Below are 22,100 nucleotides of genomic sequence, written 5' to 3'. Positions count from 1 at the left end.
GTCAGTTCTCTCTTCTTGCGTCACGTGCGGGTGGTGGGGTGGTCCGGGGAGCCGTCCCGGCCCGGGTCTCGGCCTCGGTCTCGGCGGCCAGGGCGGCGGTCAGCAGCAGGGGGCTGCGCCCGAGTCCGCAGACGGTACGGGCGTAGGCGTGCGCGGCCACCTCCTCGGCGCCGGCGACATGGCCGGGTACGCGCAGCCGGCCCAGGCGCAGGGCGGTGTGGCCCAGGGCGCGCTTCAGGTCGGCCCGCGCGGTCCCGTGGTGGAGGTGGACGTGCACCGCCTCGTGGGCGAGGGCGGCGGCCCGTACGGAGCCGGCCGGGTACCAGGCCCGCCAGCCGCGCGCGTCGACGACCGCCTCGGCGCGTTCGATCGTGTCGGTGAACAACTCGACCGTGGGCGGTCTGGACGTGTACCGCGCGAGCAGCCCGAGTTCAAGACCGCCGTCGCTCTCCACGATCCTCGCCTCGCACGCGACGGGCGCGAGGGCGGCGCCGAACGCGTCGGCCGCCCGCGCCCACCGGCGCAGCAGCTCCGGGTCCCGGTGCTCGTGGGTCGGGGTGGCGGCCAGCAGCCGTACGGCCCACCCGATGTCGTCGGTGGCGGCGAGGTCCGCCGGTGCGGGGGCTTCCTGGACGGTCATTCGCGCACCTCCAGAACGGCCACGACCGGTTCGTCGGCGGCGCGGGAGCGCAGCTCGCTGCGGGCCAGGGCGAGCAGCGGCTGCGGGTCCAGGACGCCGGAGAGGTCGGCGATGCGGGCGCCGAGCAGCAGCCGCACGGCGGGGGCGCGCACGCCTCCGTCGCCGTAGGAGGTGTTCTCGGTGACCAGCTTGGCCAGCACTTCGGGGGCGGCTGCCACGGTGGTCGCCTCGACCCGCGCGTCGGGAGCGTGGTGGCGTACGACGCCGTCGGCGTCCACGACCCGCACCGGGTGCCGGACCGGCCTGAAACGGCGGTGGACCTGCGCGCCGTAGACGGTGTGCGCGGGGGTGGCCGCGAGCACGTGCACCTTCGACGGGTCGGTCTTGAGGCTGGTGGCGGCCAGCCGCAGGCGCTCCGCGTCGTCGGTCCGGTGGGCCCGGTCCTGGGTGCGCAGTTCGGTCGCGCCGGTGGCGATGGCGCGTACGACGTTGGTCTGCGGGTCGACGGTGACCTCGACCTCGACGCCGTCGGCGGCGGCACCCTGTTCGACCACGGCGCGTTCGGCCTCGGCACGCACGGCGAGGATCTGCTCCTGCGTGGCGCCGGGCACGATCCGCTCGACCTGCTCGCGGACCAGGGCGAGGGCGACGCCGATGGGGCTGATGACCTCGTTGTGCTGTGCGATGCGGCCGGTCATGTCGGTACGGGCGGCCAGGTGCGGGGTGACGGAGGCCGCGCCGCCGCCTCCGCCGACCAGGACGGCGGTGTCGGTGTCGAGGCGGTACTCGCGGACGAGGTCGTCCACGACGCTCTTGACCTGGTCGGTGCCGGCGTCCAGGAGCCGGGCGGCGGCGGTGGGCACGTCGGTGCCGAGGGCCGCGGCGAGCGGGGCCAGCGCGGCGCGGGCGGTCTCGGGGTCGGCGTGGGCGAAGTCGCCCTCGGGGACCCGGCCGAGCGCGTTGGCCGCGCAGGTCATGGTGAGCGCGAACCGGCCGCCCGCCGCGTCCAGGACCGCGTAGTCGGCGGGGTCGCCGGGCAGCGGGCTGATCGTGGCCAGCTTCGCGTCCCGCAGGTCGGCCGGGTCGGCGTAACACGCGTACGGCAGGCCCGCGATGTGCGCGCTGCGCGGCCCGGTGCCGGTGACCCGGTCTCCGCAGACGCGCACCATGGAGCCGCCGCCGACGCCGACGGTGCGGACGTCCAGGGCGTTGAGATAGGAGGTCTGGCCGAGCAGGACGGCGTGCCGTACCGCGACCTTGCCGCGCTTGACGACGCTGATGTCGGTGGAGGTGCCGCCCGTCTCCAGGAACACGCCCTCGCTGACGCGTTCCTGCATCAGCGCGCCGGCGACGCCGGCGGCCGGACCGGACAGCACGGTCAGCAGGGGCCTGCGTCGCATCTCGTCCAGGGACATCACTCCCCCGTCGCAGCGCATCACCATCAGCGGCGAGGTGACGCCGGCCTTGGTGATGGAGGCGTCGACGAGGTCGGCGGTGGCCAGCATCCGGGGCAGGATCGCCGCGTTGACGACGGCGGTGCGGGTGCGCTTGCGCAGCCCGTACAGGGAGGTGATCTCGTGCGCTGCGGTGGTCGGCAGGCCGGTGGCGCGGGCCGCCCCGGCGACCGCCTCCTCGCCCTCGGGCCGGTCGACACCGAAGGGTTCGCTGGCCACCAGGGCCTGCGCGCCGGCCGCCGTGAGCTGTTCGACGGCGGCCCGTACGGCGGGGGCGTCCTCGGGGTCGGGCACGTGCGCGTAGTGCAGCGGCAGCCGCTTGCCGGGGGTGAGTTCGAGCTTGGCCAGCGAGGCGAGCTTGCGGGTGAAGAACGTCCCGGCGCCGGTGCCGATGCCGAGCAGGCCGACGGTGGCGACGTCGCCCTCGAGCAGGGCGTTGGTAGCCTGGGTCGTGCCGTGCGCCAGGAAGGCCACGTCGGCGGGTGCGTGCCCGGTCTGCTTCAGCAGCCGGTCGAGTGCCTCGACGATGCCGTGCGCGACACCGTCCTCGTGATGGTGGCTCGTGGGGACCTTCACCTGGCCCACGAGCGTGAGCGTCGTGGCGTCGACCGCCACGGCGTCGGTGAAGGTTCCGCCCACGTCGATGCCGACGCGGATGCGGTGGGTGGTCATGTCCGGGCACCTCCTTGTGCTGGGTCGGTCCACGCGCGGGCGGTCACCGGGCGGGGCAGGTGGTGCTGCCCCGCCCGACTCCCGTCCCGCGCGGGGTCGTTCAGTAGCCCCTGATGTCGGGCCAGTGACGCTGTACGCCGTCGCGGTCGAGCACCCTGGCGAACTCCTCGAACCTCTTGTCCTCGCCCTGCACCTGATGCGGCTCGACGTCCTCGGCGAGGCAGTGTGCGGCGAGCGCGCCGGCGACCTCGCCGACGTTCCACTCCACCGGGTGCAGTCGGTAGCAGCCGTTGGTGATGTGGGTGGTGCCCAGGTTCTTGCCGGCCGGCAGCAGGTTGCGCACCCGGCGCGGTACGAGGGCGCCGAGCGGTATCTCGAAGGGCACGGAGCCGATGTCGACGTAGCCGTCGCCGCCGGTGGAGGGGTGCAGGTCGATGCGGTAGTTGCCGACGCCCACGGAGTCGCGGTGGCGGGTGCGGCCGTAGGGGCCGACCAGGTCGATGGCGACGTCGTGCTCGGTGACGGTGGTGACCGCCTTGATACGGCGGGATTCACGGACGTACGCCGCCTTGGCGAGGCCGTCCGGGGTGCCCGTCACGTCGGGGCGGGGGCGCAGGCCGGGGAATCCGGTGCCGCCGTCCGTGCGCGGCGCCTCGGTCTGCAGCCAGTACAGCACCGAGAGGGACAACTGCCGTGCCTCGCGCAGTGCTTCGGCCTCCTGGCCGATGTAGGGCTTGAGCCAGTAGTCGTTCAGCGGCCAGTTGGCGAGGGTGATGTCCGAGTCGAAGGCGCCCTCGGTGTGCAGCTTGCGGGCGAGGATGCGGCGGAAGCCCCACAGTTCCTTGTCGCCGGCGTCGGCGCTCTGGTCGGCGCTGACGGCGAGTGGGTCGAGGTCGGGGTTGGGTTCGAAGGTGCGCGGCACCGGTTCCAGGGTGCGTGGGTCGGGGGCCTCGAAGCCGAGCAGCGGGCCGGGCCAGAAGTCGGGCTTGTAGTCCCGCCAGAAGTCGTAGTCGGCGGGGCGCTCGATGGTGTGGTCCTCGCCCTCGTGGTGGGAGACGGCGAAGCAGACGGTGATGCCCTGCTGGTTCTCCGGCTGGGCCTGGTCGGGGGCGTGCGGTTCGTCGAACTCGGCGCGGGACTCGGCACCATTGGCGTGCTCGACGCCGGCGAGGTGGAGCAGTTCGCCGGTCTCGGTGGCGTCCAGGACGTAGCGGGCGGGGATGGTGCGCCGGGTGCCGTCGCGGAGGTCCTCGACGGTGACGGCGCGCACGACATCGTTGTCGGCCTCGGCGGCCACCGGTCGGTGCTCGGTGAGGACGGTGAGCCGTCCGGCCGCCCGGTGCGGGGCGAGCATGCCCTCGAGGACGGCGAGGGCGACGCGCGGCTCGTGGCAGAGTTTGCTGACCCGGCCGGCGCCCGGGTTGAGGTCGGTGAGCGCCAGGGCCTCGGCGCGCAGGGGGTACCACTGGCGGTAGTAGCCGCGGATGCCCTCGCGCAGTTGCCGGTAGGTGGCGGTGGTGCCGAACTGTTCGACCCACGGGTGTTCGTCGGGCGGCACGGCCTGGCTCGTGAGCTGGCCGCCGATCCAGTCCGTCTCCTCGGTCAGGACGACGCTGCGGCCGGCCCGGCAGGCGGCGAGGGCCGCGGCGACGCCGCCGAGGCCGCCGCCGACGACGAGGATGTCGGGTTCCGGTATCACGCTGCTTGCTCCTCTGGTGGTGCGGTGGGTTCTGGTCGGGTGGTGCGGTTCAGGGGGTGGCCGGTGGGCCCGCGGTCGCGCCCGGTCTGAAGGTGCAGGCGACGAGCGTGCCCACGGCCGGCCCGCCCGCGATGCGGGCGGCGAGCAGTCGTACGGCCTCGGCGCCCAGCGCGGGGCGCGGGATGTCGAAGCCCATCGGCGCCGGTTCGTCCGCCAGGTCGGCGGGCGGGCTGCCGAGCAGTGCGAGCGACACCTGGCCGGGGCAGTCCAGGCCCGCCTCGTCGACGGCGGCACGCAGCGCCCGCCAGGCGGCCCCGGTGTCGGTCTCCTCGGCGACGAAGGCGGTGAAGCCGTCGTCCAGCCAGGACCGCACACGGTCGGCGGTCAGCTCGCCGCGCGGGTCGCCGGAGCGGAACACGGCGCCGGGGCCGGCGGGCAGGCCGTTGCTCGCGAGTCCGTCGAGGAAGCCTCTTTCACGGTCGGTGGAGGCGGGCGCGTCGTCGTCCTCGCGGACGAGGAGGACGCGCCGGTGGCCGAGCCCGGCGAGCGCGGTCACGACCTCGCGGCTGGCGCTGACGTAGTCGGCACCGACCCAGGCGAGGCCCTCAGGTTCGTCGCGCCGGCCGACGTGGACCACCGGGAAGTCGTCGGCCACCAGCCGGCCCAGCTCGTCGGCGGGGGCATGACGTCCCAGGAAGAGGCAGCCGTCCGCCAGCCGCACCCGGTTGAGTGCGCCGGCCCCGTGCGTCGCGCCCGCTCCCCCGCTGCTCGACCCGGTGAACAGCACCAGGTCGTAGCCCTGGGAGGCGGCCTCCTGCTCCACGCCGACGAGGAACGGGTAGTACGAGTGCCGGACGTCGGTCGGGAAGGTCGCGGTGAAGCTGAAGACGCCGAGCAGGTTGTTGCGGGCGGCGGCGAGCCGGCTGGCGGCCGGGTCGGGGACGTAGCCGAGGCTGTGGGCGGCGTCGAGGACCTTTCTGCGGGTCTCCGCCGAGATCGGGCGGCCGGTCGCGATGTCCCGTCCGGACAGCACCAGGGACACCGTCGCCTGGGACACACCGGCGAGTGTGGCCACCTCCGCCTGCCTCGGCCGGGCCCGCCGGCCGGCCGGCGCGGGGGCCCTCCCCGGCCTCGCCCGCCCTGCGGCTTCGTTCGCCACCCCTGCTCCCCTCGATCTGTTAATGCGCATTACCTAATGCGCATTAACCAGTAATGTGAAGGACCGCGGGCGTCAGGTCAAGGGTTTCGGCCAAGGAAATCGGCCACGGGAACGCCGCGTGCCGGCGGGAGAGGCTCCCGCCGGCACACGGCGTGGCGGTTCAGCCGCGAAGCGGATACCGGTCGGCGCGGATCAGATGCCGAAGGGCGCCGCGTACCGGACGGTGCCGGCGGGCAGCGGGTGGGCGGCGTCCAGGGTGAGGGCCATCAGGGCCTCGTCCGGGACGTCGATGGTCAGGCCGATGCCGTGGGCGGAGGCCCGGGTGAAGCCGAAGCGCGGGTAGTACTCCGGGTGTCCGAGGACGACCACGTGGTGCTCGCCGAGGCCCTCGGCCGCGACGAGCGCGGCCCGGACGGCGGCCGCGCCGGCGCCGCTGTTCTGCCGCTCGGGCCGGACGGCGACGGGTGCCAGGCACAGCGCGGGGCTGTCCCCGATGTGGCAGCGGGTCAGCAGGGCGTGACCCACGGGACGGTCGTCGTCGTCCACCGCGACGAGGGAGAGTCCGTCGATCCACGCCTCGGGGTCGGCGCGCAGCGCGTCGACGAGGGTGGCCTCCTCCGGTGTGGGGAAGGCGGTGCGGACGATGTCGCGGATGGCCGGGATGTCGGCGCCGGTCTCGGCGCGGGTGTTCCAGGTGTGGGACATGACGGGATGAGGATCCGTTTCCGGGTTGCGTTCGACTGGGGCGGCGGAAGTCAGGCCGTGGCCCGGGACGCGAGGGAGACCCGGGCGTCGCGAGCTGCGGCTTCGAGCGCGGTCATCAACCTCACCTCCCTGTGGTCCTGGTCTTCCCGCTCCGAATCGAGCGCGAGCGGCCCCAGTGTACCCGTGCGGGTACGGGTACCGGCCGCCCCGACCACCACCTCCGCCTTCGGCACCTGATGAGCCCACGACCGGCGTCCTACGTGATGGGGAAATCGAAGTAGGTGTCCGGATAGGGCTCGTCGGCGAGCGTGTAATGCCACCACTCGCACTCGTACGCACGGAAACCGCAACTCTCCATGAGGGAGCGCAGGTGCTGCCGGTTCCGCGCTTCGGCAGGTGTGATTCCTCGTGCCCCATGATGTGAGACGGAATCCATCAGGTCATGGTCTCCGCCCATGGGGACGAGTTCACCGGTGGCCAGGTCGTAGAGCGTGAGGTCGACGGTGCTGCCCCGGCTGTGGCCCGACCTGGCGGCCACATATCCCTTCTCGAACATCTCGGCCCTGCCGATATTCGGATAGTGCCGCGACTTGGTCCGGTCGTCCTCCGGCTGCCGCGACCAGCGCAGAAAGCAGTCGACGGCGTGCTGTGGGCGATAGCCGTCCCAGAGCAGCAGGCCGAACCCCCGTGTTTCGGCCTTCTCCCGCGCCCGTTCCAGGGCCGCGCACAGAGCCCTCGTGCCGACGACCCGGTTGGCCAGGTAACCGTCCACCGGTTTGCCGGTGAAGTTGTCCCACGTGGCGTACTTGGCGTCCCAGCGGATGCCGGATGCCAACTCGTCCACAAAGACGAAGTCGTCCTTCATCGGATCTTTCCCGTCAGGGCGAGGGACACGGTCCGGTCGATCACCTCGGAAAGCGGCACTCCCGCGGCCGCCATCATCCTCGGGTAACGGCTGTACGAGGTCATGCCGGGGAGGGTGTTGACCTCGTTGAGGACGACTTCTCCGTTCTCCTTGAGGAACATGTCCACCCGCGAGAGGCCGCCGCATCCCAGGGCGCGGTACACGGCCTTGGCCGTCTCCTGAACGAGGAGCCGTGACTCTTGCGGAATGTCGGCGGGAACGATTGCCGTGGCGTTCTCGGAACCGGCCTCGGGGGCGTCCTCCTGGTGGATCCTGAAGAACCCGTGCGAGAGGGCGATCCGGTCCACCTCGCCCGCGGTCGGTTCCGACGCGTTTCCGAGGATGGCGCAGCCGATCTCGCTGCCGACGACCGCCTCTTCGATCAGCACCTTCGAGTCGTACCGCCGTGCCACTTCGACTGCGCCCCGCAGTTCCTCTTCCCGGGACACCTTGGTGACGCCGAAGGACGATCCCGAACGGGCCGGCTTCACGAAGACCGGATAGGTGAGCAGGGCCGGATCGATGGTTTCGTCCGCCGTGACGGTCCAGAAGTCCGGCGTGGCGATTCCCACGCTTCTGGCGACCACGTACGCAAGGGACTTGTCCATGCACAGGGCGGAACTCTGGATGTCGCAGCCGACGTAGGGGATGCCGGAGAGTTCCAGCAGGCCCTGGATCGCACCGTCCTCGCCGAGTGTGCCGTGCAGTACGGGGAGCACGACGTCCAGACGGATCGTTGCGTAGCGCCCCTGATCCAGAGTGAGCAGTCCGTGCACGTTGCTGTCCGGCGACAGCGCGACGGGACGGCCACGGCCGTTTTCCCACTCCGTGTCGGGCCCGTCGCAGAGCCTCCAGGCTCCGCTCCGTGTGATCCCGATGTAGAAGGGTTCGTACTTCTCGGGGTCGAGGTTCCGGGCCACCTCGCGCGCCGACTTGACGGAGACGGGGTGCTCCTCGGAACGGCCACCGAAGATGATGCCGAGCTTCAGCTTAGCCACGCTGGTTCCTGCTTTCGAATGCCAGACAATTGGTGAGTGAGTTCTCCACGGCGTCGCGCAGGGCGTGGTCCGTGTAGTAGGCGGTGTGCGGACTGATGAGCGCATTCGGCAACTCCTGCAGTCGCAACAGTGCTTTGCTTTCTATGGGTCTGTCCCGGCAGTCGGTGTAGAAGACGCCTTCCTCGCCTTCGACGACGTCCAGCGCCGCACCGCCCAGCCTGCCGCTTTCCAATTCCTGCAGCAGTGCCTCGGTGTCGATGAGCGCACCACGTCCGGTATTGACGATCAGCGCGCCGTTCCTCAACTGCGCCAGGCGCCGCCGATTCAGCAGATGGTGCGTCTGCGCGGTGAGCGGCGCGTGCAGCGTGACGAGGTCGCTCCGCCGCAGCAGTTCGTCGAGCGGAACGTGCTCGACAGCGGTCCCGGGACGATCGACGGGGCGAGTGTCATGGGCCACGATTCGGCTGCCGAAACCCCGCAGCCGGTCCATGACCGCCGCGCCGATACGGCCGGTGCCGATCACCCCGACGGTCAGATCGCGCAGCTCCTTTCCCCGCACATCGTTCAGCCGGTAATCGTGCATGTCGGTGCTCCGGACGACGGCTTTCGCGTTCCGGACCGCCATCAGCATGAGCATCAGCGTGTAGTCGGCCACGCTGTCCGGAGAGTAGGAGACGTTTTCGACGAAGATGCCGACGCTGACCGCGTAATCCACGTCGATGTGGTTGTAGCCGATGCTCCGGGTGGAGATGTAGCGCACACCGGTCCGGCCGAGCGCACGCAGAGTGGCATGGGTGATGGGCGTCTTGTGTCCGACGCTGACGCACCGGCTGCCGGAGGCCAGTTGGGTGTTGGCTTCGCAGAGCGGTGCGTCGGTGAGGGCGGGCCGCACACCGAGGCCCGGTGCCAGCTCACGGAACAGAGCGACTTCGTCCGGGTCGCACCCGTACATGGTGATGCGGATCGATTCGCTGTGGGTCATGCCTCCAGTCAAGGTGGCGTGCTGTTGCCGGAGCGTATGTGGTTTTCGATATGCCCGCGATACGTCCCACTGCCTTGACTGGAGGCATGAATGACACCACACCCGACATGACGCCCGGGAGGCCCGCGTGATCCCGCTCGGCCTCGGCGAGATCGCCGAGATCGTCGGCGGAACGGCCGAGGGCGACAGCTCCGTGACCGTGACCGCGCCGGCCGTGCTCGACAGCCGGCAGGCCGGTCCCGGGGGCCTCTTCGTCGCCTTCGCCGGCGAGCACGCCGACGGCCACGACTACGCCGCCCAGGCCGGCCGTGCCGGTGCGGTGGCCGTGCTCGGCTCCCGGCCCACGCCGCTGCCCACCGTTGTCGTCGAGGACGTCAGGGCCGCGCTGCAGATGCTCGCCGCCCATGTCGTGGCCCGACTGCGCGACGGGCTGACCGTGGTCGGGTTGACCGGCTCGCAGGGCAAGACCGGCACCAAGGACCTGCTGACGGCCGTTCTTTCGAGCGCCGCGCCGACGATTGCCACGATCGGCTCGCTCAACAACGAGCTCGGCGTGCCGCTCACCATGCTGCGCGCCCAGCCGGCCACCCGGTTCCTCGTCCTTGAGATGGGAGCCCGCCATGTCGGCGACATCACCGCGCTCACCGGCCTGGTCGCGCCCGACATCGCCGTCGTCCTCAACGTCGGACTGGCCCACCTCGGCGAGTTCGGGTCGCGGGCCGCCATCGCCAGGACCAAGGGCGAACTGGTGCGGGGTCTCGCGCCCGGCGGCACCGCCGTCCTCAACGCCGACGATCCCCGGGTGGTCGCCATGCGCTCGCTCACCGACGGTCCCGTGCTGACCTTCGGCCGGGCGGTGCACGCCGGCGTACGGGCACACGACCTGGCCCTCGACCGGCTCGGCCGGCCGTCCTTCACCCTGCGGACCGCCGACGCCTCGGCTCCCGTCGCGCTGCCGCTCGTCGGCGCCCACCAGGCGCTCAACGCTTCGGCTGCCGCGACGGCGGCACTCGCGGCCGGGGTTCCTCTCGGCCCGGCGGCGGCGGCGCTGGCCACCGCCTCGCTGTCGCCGTGGCGGCTGGAGCCGCGCGACCTCGCCTGCGGCGCGGCGCTGCTCAACGACTCCTACAACGCCAATCCCGACTCGACCCGCGCCGCTCTGGACGCGCTGGCGGCCGTCGAGGGCGGGCGCCGCATCGCCGTACTCGGCGACATGCTCGAACTCGGCGACGACAGCGAGGCCGAGCACCGCGCCGTCGGGGCGTACGCCGCGGCCCGGGCCGACGTGGTGGCCGCCGTCGGCGAGGCGGCCCGGCCGATCGCCGACGGCGCGGGAGAGCGGGCGGTGGTCCTCGCCGACAACGACGCGGCCGTCGACTGGCTGCGCGGCCACCTCACGACCGGCGACGTGGTGCTGGTCAAGGCGTCCCGCGGGGCCCGCCTCGACGAAGTGGCCGCCGCGCTCCTCTAGTTCAGCGCCTGCGCCGCCTCATGTAGAGGTCGAAGGCCCGGTAGACCATCGGCCGCAGCGGCAGGTCCCACTCGCCGACGTACCGCACCGCCCGGCCGCCGGTGCCGACCTTGAACCGGACCAGGCCGACGTGCGGGTCGTCGGCGTCGAGGGTGGGGGTGATGCCGCGCAGGTCGTACACGTCGCAGCCGGCCGCGAGCGCGTCGCGGATCATCGCCCACTGGCAGGCGTTGGAACCGCGCACCTCACGCTTGTCGGTGGCGGATGCGCCGTAGGCGTACACCGCGTGGGCGCCGACGCGGACCAGGACGGTGGCGGCGACCAGGTCGCCCTGGTGGCGGGCCAGGTAGAGCGTGATCCGCTGGGGGTCCTCGGCCCTCAGCGCCGCGAACATGGTCTCGAAGTAGCGCAACCCCCGGGGTGTGAAGCGGTCGCGCTCGGCGGTGTGGACGTAGAGGTCGTGAAACGCCTTCAGGTCTTCCGGACCCCCGTCGCAGGCCGTGACCTCGACACCCTCCTTGGCCGCCTTCTTGATGTTGCGGCGCCACTGCTGGTTCATGCCCCTGAGCAGCTCGCCCTCGGTCCTGCCTGCCAGCGGGACCTCGTACTTGAACTGCGGATGCCCGACGCCGAACCCGTCCCGCGGGTTCTGCGGCAGCCAGCCCGCGTCCTCGAGCCCGCCGCTCACGCGGGCGCCGACCGGGTCGCCCCACTGGCCGGGCAGGTCGGTCAGCCGCCGGATGTCCGGATCGGCGACGCCCTCCTTGACCTGGGCGGCGCTCCAGGTGTCGGTGACCACGGGCGGGCCGAGCCGGATCGCGAACGCGCCGTGCGCCTTGAGATACGCGGCCAGCGGATCGAGCCACGCACCGATGTCGCCGCTCCAGTCGATGACCGGGCCCTCGGGCAGATACGCCAGCGTGAAGCGGTCGAGCCGCGGCACCGGGCGATGCAGGACGAGCCCCGCACCAATCAGGCGCCGACCGTCGAACCAGCCGAGGGACTCGCTGCGCCACTCGGTCTTGACGCGGCCCCACGCCGGGGTCTGCAGAAAGCTGACCGACCGCTGGGCCCGCACGAACGCCGCATGCTCGGCGGCGCTGATCGGCCTGACGACCGGATTCCCGGCTGGTGCTCGTACTGGTTCTCTGTAGGACATGCCACCAGTGAAGGCGGCGGGGTGTTGCCCGGACGTATGCGGTTCTCGATACGCCGACGATATGCCACCACCCTGCGGCTCACCCGGCGTTCACCAGCTGATCCCGGCCGCCACCGGCCGGTGGTCACTGCCCGTGGCCGGCAACAGCCACGCACTCTCCGGCTCCACACCGCGGACCAGGATCTGGTCGATCCGCGCCACCGGGAACCTCGCCGGCCAGCTGAACCCGAACCCGTCCCCGGCCACGTCCTGAACCGAGCGCAGCTGCGAGGTGAGACCGTCGAACGCACGGTCGTCCATGGTGCCGTTGAAGTCACCGAGCACCAGCACCCGCTCGGCGCGCTCGGCGGCGACGGCCCTGGCGAGCTTCGTCGCGCCGGTGTCCCGCGAGTCCGTCCAGAAGCCGCCCCGGGGCATCACCCGTACGGAACCCAGATGCGCCACGTACACCGCCAGCGACCCCTTCTCGGTGGCCACCGTGGTGCGCAGCGCCCGGGGCGGGTCCACCGGGAGGTCCTCGGGCGCCGGCTTCTCGGCCAGTGGCCCGGCCATGCCCCGCAGGACGTCGACCGGCCGGGTGTCCGACAGCGGCAGCCTGCTCCACAGCCCGACCGTGCCCTGCACGGTGTGGTGCGGGTACGCCTTCGCCAGCTCCTTCTCGTACGTCGTCCTGGCCCGGTCGCTCAGCTCCTCGAGCGCCAGCAGATCCGCGCCGGAGGCGGCCAGGTCACGGGCGGTGCCGGCCGGATCGCGGTTCTCGGCGGCGACGTTGTGGCTGACCACGGTGAGGTCACCGCCCGCAGGGGACTCGCTGCCGAGCAGCCCGCCGAAGAGGCTCACCCACGCCACGGCCGGAAGCAGCAGCGCGAGGACCGCCGAGGCGGAGCGGCGCCAGAGCGCCGCGGCGAACAGCACCGGGACGAACAGGCCGAACCACGGCAGGAAGGTCTCCACCAGACTGCCCAGACCGGCCCGGCCCGTGAGCTTCTCGTGCAGCAGCAGAAGCAGGCCGAGCAGCAGCGAACACGCCGTGAGTACAGGCCCGCGCCTCCAGGGGCCCGGCCGGGAGCCGCTCTCGGGCCGAGTTCCTTCGCCGCCGGCCGCCTGGCCCACCTGTCCGGTCGCCACCGTGTCGGGCTGCGTCATGGTGTGTTCTCGCTCACTCCTGCTCCGTACGACGAAGCTCAGTTTGGTATTCCTCCGGCGAACGCCGGCCGCTGCCGAGGGAGAATGACGGCAGGGTTCGACACATACCGCCAGTGAAAACAACCGGGTGTTGCCGGCACGTATGCGATTTTCGATACGCGGACGATATATGCGGCCCCTTATCCTTCCTATATGCGTGTCTTGATTGTCGAGGATGAGCCTTATCTGGCCGAAGCGATCCGTGACGGCCTGCGCCTGGAAGCGATCGCGGCCGATGTCGCGGGTGACGGCGACACCGCTCTGGAACTGCTCGGCATCAACACCTACGACATCGCCGTCCTCGACCGCGACATCCCCGGCCCCTCCGGCGACGAGATCGCCAAACGCATCGTCGCCTCCGGCAGCGGCATGCCGATCCTCATGCTCACGGCCGCCGACCGTCTCGACGACAAGGCATCCGGGTTCCACCTCGGCGCCGACGACTACCTCACCAAGCCCTTCGCACTCCAGGAACTCGTGCTCCGCCTCAGAGCCCTCGACCGCAGACGGGCCCACAGCAGGCCTCCCGTGCGAGAGATCGCCGGCCTGCGTCTGGACTCGTTCCGCCGCGAGGTCTACCGCGACGACCGCTACGTCGGGCTCACCCGCAAACAGTTCGCGGTCCTCGAAGTCCTCGTCGGCGCCGAAGGCGGTGTCGTCAGCGCCGAACAGCTCCTGGAGCGCGCGTGGGACGAGAACGCCGATCCGTTCACCAACGCCGTGCGCATCACGGTCTCCGCTCTGCGCAAACGCCTCGGCGAACCCTGGATCATCGCCACCGTGCCGGGCGTCGGCTACCGCATCGACACGACGTCCGGCACCGGGCGTGCGGGTGGTGACCGTGGTTAGGCGGCCCGGCCTGAGCGTCCGCCTCAAACTCACCCTCAGCTACGCCGGATTCCTCACGCTCGCGGGGACGCTGCTGCTCGTCGCCATGGGAGTTTTCCTCCTGCGATCGGGGTGGTTGCGAACCAACGAATCGGGGGCGGTGCGAGAAAATCCGGTCATCCAATTCGTGCGCGCCTTCGTCCCAACGGCAGCCGCGGTAATGGTGTTCCTCCTGGTATTCGGCCTCGTGGGAGGTTGGATCCTCGCCGGACGCATGCTCGCCCCCCTGGACCGCATCACCCACGCCACCCGCACGGTCGCGGCCGGATCGCTTTCCCACCGGATCCGGCTGCCGGGCCGCGAGGACGAGTTCCGCGAACTCGCCGACGCCTTCGACATGATGCTCGCGCAGCTCGAAGCGCACGTCGCGGAACAGCGGAGATTCGCGGCCAACGCCTCGCACGAGCTGCGTACCCCGCTGGCGATCTCGAAGACGCTCATCGACGTCGCCCGCGCCGATCCGAATCACGACACCGGCGAACTCGTCGACCGTCTCCACACCGTCAACACCCGGGCCATCGACCTCACCGAGGCACTGCTCCTGCTCAGCCGCGCCAACCAGCGGTCCTTCACCCGAGAGCACGTCGACCTGTCCCTCGTCGCGGAGGAAGCGGCCGAAACGCTCCACCCGCTCGCGGACAAGCACGGTGTCACCCTCGAGACCAGCGGCGACATCGCCCCCACGACCGGTTCGCCCGCGCTCCTGCTTCAGCTCGTCACGAACCTCGTCCACAACGCGATCGTCCACAACCTGCCACGACAGGGCACCGTCCGGGTGCACACCGGCGTTCGCCCCAGGGCCGTGGTGCTCACCGTCGAGAACACGGGTGAGCAGCTCACCCCCCGGTTGGTCGCGACCCTCACCGAACCCTTCCAGCGCGGCACCGAGCGCACCCACGCCGACCAGGCGGGCGTCGGCCTGGGCCTGGCCATCGTCAAGACCATCGCCGAGGCACACGACGGAACCCTCACGCTGACCCCACGCCCGGCCGGCGGGCTCCGCATCACCGTGGAGCTGCCCGCGCCGTCAGGAGCCTGAACCCCGGGCTGCCGGGGCACCAGCAGGTGAGGGACACGCAGCGCCGACGGCGCCCCGACCAATCCGCGAGCCGCGCGGCCTCGGATTACGCGGGGAGATCCCCGCCCGTCGCATTCTCTTGGAACAACCGTTGGAGCAACCGTCGTGAAGGAAGCCGTACACATCGGCAGAAATCCATCGGCCCAGCCCGATCTGCAGCAGCTGATTCGTGAGGTGGCCCTGGGTGATCAGGACTCCTTCGCCGCCGTGTACGACGCGGTGGCGGGGCCCGTGCTCGGGGTCGCCCGGGGGGTGCTGCGCGACCAGGCGCAGTCGGAGGAGGTCGCGCAGGAGGTGCTGGTGGAGGTGTGGCGCACGGCGCCCCGCTACCGGCCCGAACGCGGCACGGTGGTCAACTGGATCCTGACCCTGGCCCACCGGCGGGCGGTGGACCGGGTGCGGTCGGTGGAGGCCGCCGCGGCCCGCGACCACAAGGCCGCCCTGCTCGACCGCACGCCCGAGTACGACGAGGTGACCGAACAGGTCGAGACCCGGCTGGAGCGGGAGCAGGTGCGGCGTTGTCTGCGCACCCTGACCGACATCCAGCGACAGTCCGTGACCCTCGCCTACTACCGCGGCCTGACCTACCGGCAGGTGGCCGAGGCGCTCGCGCTGCCGCTCGGCACGGTCAAGACGCGGCTGCGCGACGGTCTCATCCGGCTCCGTGACTGCCTGGGGGTGAGCGCGTGATGCGCACCGAGGACCTGCACAGCCTGACGGGCGCCTACGCCCTGCACGCGCTGCCCGACGACGAGCGGGACGCCTTCGAACGCCATCTGGCGGACTGCGGCACCTGCGAGCAGGAGACTCTGGAGTTCGCCGCCGCGACGGCCCGGCTGGGGCTGGCCGCGACACTCGTGCCCGGTCCGGCCCTCAAGGGCCGGGTGCTGCACCGCATCACGACCGTGCGCCAGGTCCCGCCGGGCGGCGGCACCGTGGAGAAGGCACGCCGTGTCGTGCCCCGTGGGCGCGGTCTGGCCCGCTGGGCGCTGGCCGCCTGCCTGGCCGCCGCGGCGGGCCTCGGCGGCACCGCGGCGTGGCAGTACGAACGCGCGCAGGACGCCGGCGAGCGGGCCACGCAGGCCGAGCGGCGGGCCGAGACCCTGGCGGGGGTGCTGGCCGCGCCGGACGCCGAGTCACGTACCGCGCGGCTGGCGGACGGGGCGAGCGGGACACTGGTCGTCTCCGAGGGACAGGACCGGGCGGTCTTTCTGGCCTCGGGCATGACCGAACCGCCGCGCGGCAAGGTGTACCAGCTCTGGTTCGACGACCACGGCACGATGCGGTCGGCGGGACTGATGGATCCCGGCAGCACCAGTCAGGCGGTGCTGATGGAGGGCGCCGTCGACGGCGCGGCGGGGGTGGGCATCACGGTCGAGCCGGCCGGTGGGTCGGAGCAACCGACCTCCGACCCCGTCGCCCTGCTGAGCATGCCGGCCTGAACGGGGTGAGGGTCCGGATCGGGCCCTCATCCCGTCAGCCGCCCTCGCCCCTGCTGCTCGGCTCCGCGCGGCTCAGGCGGAGCCGCGCGGCGGACGCGGGAGGAACCCGCTGGTGCGTGCCGCGTACGCGGCCCATCCCGGGCGGTCGGCCATGTGCCGTTCCAGCAGCCGCTTCCCGCTGCCGCCGATCAGCAGGTACGTCATGACCAGCGGGGAGACGACCGAGACCGCGGCGGCCGGGAGTCCGGCGTCGCAGGCGATCAGGAACAGGCCCCACCAGACGCAGAAGTCGCCGAAGTAGTTGGGGTGCCGGGTCCAGCTCCACAGGCCGCGGTCCATGATGCGGCCCCGGTTGGCCGGGTCCGCCTTGAACCGGGCCAGCTGGGCGTCCCCCACCGCCTCGAAGGCCAGCCCCACCGCCCACACGGCCGCGCCGGTCCAGGCCAGGGCCGTCAGCGGCCCCGGCCCGTACGAGGCGGCCTGGACGGGCAGGGACACGAGCCAGACCAGAGCGCCCTGGAGCAGATAGATCATGCGCAGGGCGTAGAGGTTCCGGTTGCCGCGGGCCTTGGCGAGCATGGCGTCGTAGCGCGGGTCCTCGCCGTGTCCCCGTCCGCGCCGGGCGATGTGCGCGGCCAGGCGCAGCCCCCAGCCGACGGTCAGGACGGCCACCAGGACCCGGCGGACGGGGTCGCCCTCCCCGGCCGCAGTCGCGCCCACGCAGGTCACGACGGCGACCGCGGCGAAGCCGAGGCCCCACGCCACGTCCACGACACGGTGCACGCCCTTGCGCAGGGCGACGGCGAAGGTGGCCAGCATGACGGCGAGCGCGGCCGCCGCCGCCCAGCCGAGACCCGCGGCGAACGCTCCCCACGGGAAGCCGTTCACGGGCGGGCCGTCCGCTCGTACCACTCCCCCGGCGTCGCGGGCATGCCGCTCACGCCCCCGGCGGTGGGCCGCACGCTCAGGATCTGGTCGACGCCCATGCGCCGCTGCTCGAAGGCGAGCGCGCCGCCCACCAGGTACAGCCGCCACACCCGTGCCGTCTCCTCGCCGACCAGCGCGACGAACTCGTCCCGGCGCCGCTCCAGGGTGTGCTCCCAGGCCGTGACCGTGCGGACGTAGTGCTCGCGCAGGGACTCGGTGTGGCGTACTTCGAGCCCCGCGTCCTCCAGGAGCTGGACCGTCTCACCGAGTGGCCGCATGTGCATGTCGGGGGCGATGTACGCCTCGATGAAGGCGCCGCCGCCGGGCGCGTTGCGGCCGCGTGACATCTGCTGCACGAGGACGCGGCCCCGGGGCCGGACCAGCCGGTGCAGGGCGGCGGCGAACGCCGGGTACTCGGCGTCTCCGACGTGCTCGCCCATCTCGACGGTGGAGACGGCGTCGTAGTCCCCTCCCGTGATGTCGCGGTAGTCCTGGCAGATCACCTCCACCCGGTGCTCCAGTCCGCGCTCACGCACCTGTTCGCGGACGTACGCCGCCTGCTCCTTGGCGAGGGTGACGGCGGTGACCTGTGCCTTGTGCCGCTCGGCCGCGTACAGGGTGAGTGAGCCCCAGCCGCAGCCGACGTCGAGGAGGCGGACACCGGAGGTGAGGCCCAGCTTGCGGCAGATCAGCTCGAGCTTGGCGCGCTGGGCGTCGGCGGCACTGCCCTCCGCGTCGGTGTCCTCGTCGGCCCACACCCCGCAGGAGTAGGCCATGGTCTCGTCGAGGAGGAGGCGGTAGAAGTCGTTGGACAGGTCGTAGTGGTGGCTGACGGCGGCCCGGTCGCGGGACCTGGTGTGCAGGCCGCCGCGCAGCCGGGCCTGGGCGGCGGGGGTCGCCGGGCGGGGGCCCACCGCGCCGAGGCGGACGGCGGTGCCCGCCGCGCGCACCCGGTCGGTGAGGCCGGGGCGGGGCGGGTGCAGGCGGCGTTCACGGGTGGCCGCCCACATCCGGCGCAGGCCGTCGGCCAGGTCGCCGTCGACGTCCAGTTCGCCGGTGACGTAGGCCTGCGCGAGGCCCAGTTCGCCGGGCTGCCACAGCAGGCGGCGCAGGGCGCGCCGGGAGCGGACGACGACCACGGGGCCGTCGGCGGGGCCGGTCTCGGTGCCGTCCCAGGCGCGCAGCCGGACGGGGAGCGGCCCGCCGAGCGCGTCCTCGACGAGCGCGGCGAGCCGGTGGGCGGCGCCGGGCCGGGTGGTGCGGACGGTGCTCATCGGGCGGTGCCCTCCTTGGTGAACAGGTACTGCTGGACGTCGAGGTAGGCGGCGCGGAAGCCGGCCTCGGAGTAGGCGAGGTAGAAGGTCCACAGGCGCCGGAAGGTCTCGTCGAAGCCGAGGGCGTCGACCTCGGCGGCGCGCTCGGTGAACCGCTCCCGCCACAGGCGCAGCGTCTCGGCGTAGTGCGGGCCGAAGGCGTCGCGACGCTCGACGCGCAGCCCGGTGTGGTCGCGGGCGGTCTCCTCCATCGCGTCGGTGGAGGGGATCAGACCGCCGGGGAAGACGTACTTCTGGATCCAGGTGTAGGTGTGGCGGGCGGCCAGCATGCGGTTGTGCGGCATGGTGATGGCCTGGAGGGCGGCTCGGCCGCCCGGGGCGAGGCGCTCGTCGAGGGTGCGGAAGTAGACCGGCCAGAACTCGGCGCCGACGGCCTCGATCATCTCGACGCTGACGACGGCGTCGTAGGTGCCCCGCTCCTCGCGGTAGTCGCGCAGTTCGACGCGGACGCGGTCGGCGAGGCCGGCCTCGCGGGCGCGTTCGAGGGCGCGCTCGCGCTGCTCGCGGGAGAGCGTGAGGGAGGTGACGTGGGCGCCGCGGGCGGCGGCGCGCAGCGCGAGTTCGCCCCAGCCGGTGCCGATCTCCAGGAGCCGGGTGCCCTCGCCGACCTCGGCGAGGTCGAGCAGCCGGTCGATCTTGCGCTGCTGGGCGGCGGCGAACGACTCGCGGCGGGCCGGGAAGACGGGGAAGACGGCGCAGGAGTAACTGAGGGTCTCGTCCAGGAAGAGGGCGAACAGGTCGTTGGACAGGTCGTAGTGACTGCTGATGTTGTCCCGGGCGCCTTCGGGGGTGTTGCGCCGGGCGGCGGGCTGCCGCTGGTGCCACAGGCCGCGCAGCCGCTGGAGCGGGGCGGGCACCAGGTCCGCGGCGTGGGCGGCGAGCACGGTGAGGGCGCCGACCAGGTCCGGGGCGTCCCACTCGCCGGCCAGGTAGGACTCGCCGAAGCCGATGAGGCCGTGGGCGCCGATCCGCCCGTGGAAGGCGTCGGGGTCGTGGACCTCGACCAGCGGTCCGCCCAGGCCGAGGGTGTCGCCGTCGGCGAATCGCACGCGCAGCGGCAGCCGGTTCAGGGCCCGGCGGACGACGGCCGCGGCGGTGGCGCGGCGGGCCCGCGAGGCCCGGGGCGGGGCGGCCACGTCGGGCCAGTGGGCCGGGTCGACCTGTGTGGTGCGGGCTCCCGCGACCAGGGGTGCGGTGGCGGGGCGGGAGTGGGTTGCGGTCATGTCGCTTTCTCCGTGGTGCGGTGGCTCGGGCGCGGCTGGACGGGCAGTCCGCGCAGGTAGAGACGGATGCCGTGCCTGCGGATGCCGGCCGACACCGCGAGGGTCGACAACGGATGCCGCAGGGCGAGCCGCAGGAGGGCGGCGGGGGTCGCCTCCCGGCGGGTGCCCCGGACGGTCGCGGTGAACGGCCGGGCGCCGGGCCGGTCCAGTCGTACGGTCAGGTCGAGGCGGTCGGCCGGCAGTGGCAGCCGCATGCGGTAGGCGCCGTCGACGGGGAAGAACGGCGAGACGTAGAAGTCCTTGTCGACGTGCGCGACGCCCGCCTCGTCGGGGTGCAGCAGGTAGGCGTGCCGTTCGCCGTAGGTGTTGTGCACCTCGGCGACGACGCAGCGCGGGGCGCCGTCGGGGCTGTGACACCAGTACAGGGTCAGCGGGTTGAACACGTACCCGAGGACGCGGGCGTGCGTGAGCACCAGGACCCTTCCGCCTTCCAGGTCGACGCCGTGCGTGGCGAGGAAGCCTTCGAGGCCGGCCCGCAGCGAGGGGGCGTCGCCGGTGAAGTGGTCGGCGGCGCGGAACCCGGCGAGGGGACGCAACGGGCGCGGCAGTGCCGGGGGCCGGTCGACGTCGACGAGCCACATGTAGGTGCGGTGGCGCAGGGTGTGGCGGACCGGGTCGGTGCGCACGTGGCCGATCTCGCACGGGTACAGGCCGGGCCGCGCCGCCGGGGTGCGGTTCACCAGGCCACTCCGAGGGCCGCGGCGGCCTCCACCCCGGAGCGGCAGCCGTCCTCGTGGAACCCCCAGCCGTGGTAGGCGCCGGCGTAGGCCGTGACCGGGGTGCGCAGGCCGGGCAACCGCCGCTGGGCCGCGACCGACTCGGGGGTGTAGACGGGGTGTTCGTAGGTCATGCGGGCCAGCACCCGGTCCGGGTCGACGCGGTCCTCGCCGCCGAGGGTGACGACGTAGGTGTCTTGCGCGTCGAGGCGTTGCAGGCGGTTCATGTCGTAGCTGACGCGGACCCGGTCGGCGCCCGCGTCGCAGGAGGGCAGCAGGTAGTTCCAGGAGGAGCGGGCTCCCCGGGCGCGGGGCAGCAGGGTCGTGTCGGTGTGCAGGAGGGTGGCGTTGCGGGAGTAGCGGAACGCGCCGAGGACCTCCTTCTCCTCGGGTGTCGGGTCGGCCAGCAACTCCAGGGCCTGGTCGGGGTGGACGGCGACGACGAGGTGGTCGTAGGTGTCGGTGGTGCCGTCGGCGGCGGTGACGTCCACGCCGTCGGTGTGCCGGGCCACCGAGCGGACCGGGGTGGCGGTGCGGACGTCGGGCAAGCCCTCGGCGATCCGGTCGACGTAGGAGCGGGAGCCGCCGGTGACCGTGCGCCACACCGGCGAGCCGCCGACGGCGAGCATGCCGTGGTGGTGCAGGAAGCGGAACAGGTAGGCGGCCGGGTAGCGCAGGGCGGTGGCGGCGTCGCAGGACCAGACCGCGGAGACCACGGGCGTCATGAAGTGGGCCCGGAAGTACGGCGAGAAGCCCTCGCGGTCCAGGAACTCGCCGAGCGTCAGGGCCTGGTCGGCGCCGCCGGTGAGCAGCCGGCGTGCCGCGCGGTGGAACCGGGGCACCTGGGCCAGCATCCGCAGGTAGGGGCCGTGCAGGACGTTGCGCGGGCGGGCGAGCAGTCCGGCGGGGCCGCGGGCGCCGGCGTACTCCAGTCCGCAGCCCTCGCACCGTACCGACATGCTCATCTCCGACTCCTGTGTGGCGACACCGAGTTCGTCGAAGAGGCGCAGCAGGTTCGGGTAGGTGCGGCGGTTGTGCACGATGAACCCGGAGTCGACCCGGTGGACCCGGCCGTCGGCCGACGCCAGGTCGTGGGTGTGGGCGTGTCCGCCGAGGCGGTCGTCGGCCTCGTACAGGGTGACGTGATGCTCGTGGCCCAGTACGTACGCGGCGGTCAGCCCCGCCACTCCGCTGCCGACGACGGCCGTGCGGCGTACGGCCTCCCCTGACGCTCGCGGCATTTCGTTACTCCTCCGCCCACTGTGATCAACGCTGGCGTGGGTAATCCGAAGCCGCGGGCCGCGCGGATTGGACCGGCTTGCGGGCGCCGACACGAAAGCCGTCCGGGCGACTCGCGGCAACGCATCAGAAGTGAGGAGAAAAGCGGAGCAAAGCACATGAACG

20 protein-coding genes are annotated in these 22,100 nt (G+C 72.5%); 5 read left to right on the top strand and 15 right to left on the bottom strand.

All coding sequences use genetic code 11. The annotated features are described in order from the left end of the window. Position 1 precedes the first annotated feature (1 nt). The 8 genes from ACGH7X_RS36790 to ACGH7X_RS36755 all read right to left on the bottom strand — a co-directional run bounded on the left by ACGH7X_RS36790 (position 2) and on the right by ACGH7X_RS36755 (position 9,213). Positions 2-640: a hypothetical protein gene (locus ACGH7X_RS36790; protein ID WP_399894158.1), complete on the bottom strand. Its 639-nt coding sequence runs from the start codon at positions 638-640 to the stop codon at positions 2-4. Further along, the gene (locus ACGH7X_RS36785; RefSeq protein ID WP_399894155.1) at positions 637-2,766 is read right to left on the bottom strand and encodes a hydantoinase/oxoprolinase family protein; all 2,130 of its coding nucleotides are present in this window, start codon (positions 2,764-2,766) and stop codon (positions 637-639) included. The genes ACGH7X_RS36790 and ACGH7X_RS36785 overlap by 4 nt, the downstream gene beginning before the upstream one ends. A 100-nt stretch (positions 2,767-2,866) precedes the next feature. Further along, entirely contained in the window at positions 2,867-4,465 is a 1,599-nt protein-coding gene (locus ACGH7X_RS36780; RefSeq protein WP_399894152.1) for an FAD-dependent oxidoreductase, read from the bottom strand. 49 nt (positions 4,466-4,514) lie between these two features. After that, positions 4,515-5,540 carry a LacI family DNA-binding transcriptional regulator gene (locus ACGH7X_RS36775; protein WP_399894149.1) on the bottom strand — a complete coding sequence of 342 codons (1,026 nt, stop codon included), beginning with the start codon at positions 5,538-5,540 and terminating at the stop codon, positions 4,515-4,517. A 276-nt stretch (positions 5,541-5,816) separates the two neighbouring features. Continuing rightward, a complete protein-coding gene (locus ACGH7X_RS36770; protein ID WP_399894147.1) occupies positions 5,817-6,329 on the bottom strand; it encodes a GNAT family N-acetyltransferase in 513 nt (170 codons plus the stop codon). Positions 6,330-6,585: 256 nt separating this feature from the next. Further along, positions 6,586-7,194 (bottom strand): D-Ala-D-Ala dipeptidase VanX, encoded by a 609-nt coding sequence (vanX, locus tag ACGH7X_RS36765; RefSeq protein ID WP_399894144.1) that lies wholly within the window; start codon positions 7,192-7,194, stop codon positions 6,586-6,588. After that, positions 7,191-8,231 carry a D-alanine--(R)-lactate ligase VanA-Sc gene (vanA-Sc, locus tag ACGH7X_RS36760; protein WP_399894141.1) on the bottom strand — a complete coding sequence of 347 codons (1,041 nt, stop codon included), beginning with the start codon at positions 8,229-8,231 and terminating at the stop codon, positions 7,191-7,193. Before vanA-Sc ends, vanX begins: the two co-directional genes overlap by 4 nt. Beyond that, entirely contained in the window at positions 8,224-9,213 is a 990-nt protein-coding gene (locus ACGH7X_RS36755) for a D-isomer specific 2-hydroxyacid dehydrogenase family protein (RefSeq protein ID WP_399894138.1), read from the bottom strand. Before ACGH7X_RS36755 ends, vanA-Sc begins: the two co-directional genes overlap by 8 nt. Positions 9,214-9,340: 127 nt before the next feature. Here ACGH7X_RS36755 and murF point away from each other — a divergent pair, with 127 nt between their 5' ends. Then, a complete protein-coding gene (gene murF, locus ACGH7X_RS36750; RefSeq protein WP_399894135.1) occupies positions 9,341-10,684 on the top strand; it encodes a UDP-N-acetylmuramoyl-tripeptide--D-alanyl-D-alanine ligase in 1,344 nt (447 codons plus the stop codon). A 1-nt stretch (position 10,685) separates the two neighbouring features. Here murF and ACGH7X_RS36745 read toward each other — a convergent pair whose 3' ends face one another. Next, positions 10,686-11,843 (bottom strand): lipid II:glycine glycyltransferase FemX, encoded by a 1,158-nt coding sequence (locus ACGH7X_RS36745; RefSeq protein ID WP_399894133.1) that lies wholly within the window; start codon positions 11,841-11,843, stop codon positions 10,686-10,688. A gap of 90 nt (positions 11,844-11,933) precedes the next feature. Continuing rightward, the gene (locus tag ACGH7X_RS36740) at positions 11,934-12,989 is read right to left on the bottom strand and encodes an endonuclease/exonuclease/phosphatase family protein (protein ID WP_399894130.1); all 1,056 of its coding nucleotides are present in this window, start codon (positions 12,987-12,989) and stop codon (positions 11,934-11,936) included. A 192-nt stretch (positions 12,990-13,181) separates the two neighbouring features. Between ACGH7X_RS36740 and ACGH7X_RS36735 the strand changes: the two genes are divergently transcribed. The 4 genes from ACGH7X_RS36735 (at position 13,182) to ACGH7X_RS36720 (ending at position 16,436) form a co-directional block, all read left to right on the top strand. Further along, positions 13,182-13,877, top strand: coding sequence for a response regulator transcription factor (locus ACGH7X_RS36735; RefSeq protein ID WP_399894127.1), 696 nt, complete (start codon positions 13,182-13,184; stop codon positions 13,875-13,877). Next, complete coding sequence (locus ACGH7X_RS36730; protein ID WP_399894124.1) at positions 13,870-14,955, top strand: sensor histidine kinase; 1,086 nt, start codon at positions 13,870-13,872, stop codon at positions 14,953-14,955. The genes ACGH7X_RS36735 and ACGH7X_RS36730 overlap by 8 nt, the downstream gene beginning before the upstream one ends. 144 nt (positions 14,956-15,099) lie before the next feature. Continuing rightward, entirely contained in the window at positions 15,100-15,684 is a 585-nt protein-coding gene (locus ACGH7X_RS36725; RefSeq protein WP_399894121.1) for a sigma-70 family RNA polymerase sigma factor, read from the top strand. Further along, positions 15,684-16,436 (top strand): anti-sigma factor domain-containing protein, encoded by a 753-nt coding sequence (locus ACGH7X_RS36720; RefSeq protein WP_399894119.1) that lies wholly within the window; start codon positions 15,684-15,686, stop codon positions 16,434-16,436. The genes ACGH7X_RS36725 and ACGH7X_RS36720 overlap by 1 nt, the downstream gene beginning before the upstream one ends. Before the next feature lie 72 nt (positions 16,437-16,508). Here the strand turns inward: ACGH7X_RS36720 and ACGH7X_RS36715 are convergent, their stop codons facing one another. The 5 genes from ACGH7X_RS36715 to ACGH7X_RS36695 are packed head-to-tail and all read right to left on the bottom strand — an operon-like array spanning position 16,509 to position 21,937. Then, a complete protein-coding gene (locus tag ACGH7X_RS36715) occupies positions 16,509-17,324 on the bottom strand; it encodes a DUF1295 domain-containing protein (RefSeq protein WP_399894116.1) in 816 nt (271 codons plus the stop codon). Then, positions 17,321-18,637 (bottom strand): class I SAM-dependent methyltransferase, encoded by a 1,317-nt coding sequence (locus ACGH7X_RS36710; RefSeq protein WP_399894113.1) that lies wholly within the window; start codon positions 18,635-18,637, stop codon positions 17,321-17,323. Before ACGH7X_RS36710 ends, ACGH7X_RS36715 begins: the two co-directional genes overlap by 4 nt. Further along, positions 18,634-19,920, bottom strand: a complete 1,287-nt coding sequence (locus ACGH7X_RS36705) for a class I SAM-dependent methyltransferase (RefSeq protein WP_399894110.1) — start codon at positions 19,918-19,920, stop codon at positions 18,634-18,636. Before ACGH7X_RS36705 ends, ACGH7X_RS36710 begins: the two co-directional genes overlap by 4 nt. Then, entirely contained in the window at positions 19,917-20,660 is a 744-nt protein-coding gene (locus ACGH7X_RS36700; protein WP_399894107.1) for a DUF1365 domain-containing protein, read from the bottom strand. The genes ACGH7X_RS36705 and ACGH7X_RS36700 overlap by 4 nt, the downstream gene beginning before the upstream one ends. Continuing rightward, positions 20,657-21,937: an NAD(P)/FAD-dependent oxidoreductase gene (locus ACGH7X_RS36695; protein ID WP_399894105.1), complete on the bottom strand. Its 1,281-nt coding sequence runs from the start codon at positions 21,935-21,937 to the stop codon at positions 20,657-20,659. The genes ACGH7X_RS36700 and ACGH7X_RS36695 overlap by 4 nt, the downstream gene beginning before the upstream one ends. Positions 21,938-22,100 lie beyond the last annotated feature (163 nt).

It is taken from the genome of Streptomyces sp. BBFR51, from assembly GCF_044591655.1.
In the GTDB taxonomy this organism is placed as follows: domain Bacteria; phylum Actinomycetota; class Actinomycetes; order Streptomycetales; family Streptomycetaceae; genus Streptomyces.
This window is presented reverse-complemented; position numbering and strand designations above follow the sequence as displayed.